This window comes from Nocardia sp. 852002-20019_SCH5090214 (assembly GCF_001665865.1).
Taxonomy (GTDB): Bacteria; Actinomycetota; Actinomycetes; order Mycobacteriales; family Mycobacteriaceae; genus Nocardia; species Nocardia nova.
In genome coordinates this window covers 1-729 of the sequence record NZ_LZMK01000137.1, presented here as the reverse complement: position 1 = coordinate 729, position 729 = coordinate 1, and the positions used below count along the sequence as shown (strand labels likewise).

At 62.6% G+C, this 729-nt stretch carries 1 protein-coding gene; it reads left to right on the top strand.

The genetic code is table 11. The annotated features are described in order from the left end of the window. Window positions 1-260: 260 nt before the first annotated feature. A partial coding sequence (locus tag A5780_RS11830) for an acyl-CoA thioesterase domain-containing protein (RefSeq protein WP_197521651.1) occupies window positions 261-729 on the top strand: 469 nt, incomplete at its 3' end.

The following is a 729-nucleotide window of genomic DNA, read 5'->3' as shown; positions in this document are numbered from 1 at the left end:
GCTGACCCTGATGTAGCCGACGCGCACCGCGCGACCCCCCTTCTCACCCGGAACGTCCAGTTAGATTCAAAGAACCCAGCCGACAAGTGTCAAGAAAGGCGAATTCTCACCCTATTTTGACGCTGTTCGTCCCCGGTCACGACTGTGGTGTTGGGGTGTACCCCAGATGCGCAGGCACTGCCAGCACCACGCTCCGCAGCTGCGGCTGTAACGTGTTTCACTTCTGAGTGTCAACGGATTTCGGAGGGGACCGAACACAGATGCTGAGCTTCTTCGTCGAACGCGATGGTCGACTCGTCGCCCAGAAACTCGCCGTCAGCCCATGGACACCGACCAAACTGAGCGGAACAGCCGTGGCCGGCATGCTCGCCCGGGAACTCGAGACCCACTGCCCGGAGGGCTTCATCCCCGCTCGACTCACAGTCGACCTGTATCAACCGGTCGACAACGCCGCGTTCGATCTGCGCAGCACGGTGGTCCGTCGAGGATCTCGAATCACTGTTGCCGACGCGGCACTGTCGCAAGACGGTCAGCAACGTGTGAGGGCGACAGCCGTTTTCCTCACCACCGGGACCGAACCGCCTGGCCAGCTCTGGAGCCGAGACGAACCGCTGCCGGTTCCGCCGCAGGAGAGTGCTGTGCCCGGCGGGACGCCGCCGCTGTTCAAGAGCGGCGATCGCGACTGGTCCGAGGATTTCGCGGCGAATCAAAACGCCGACCGCAAAATCT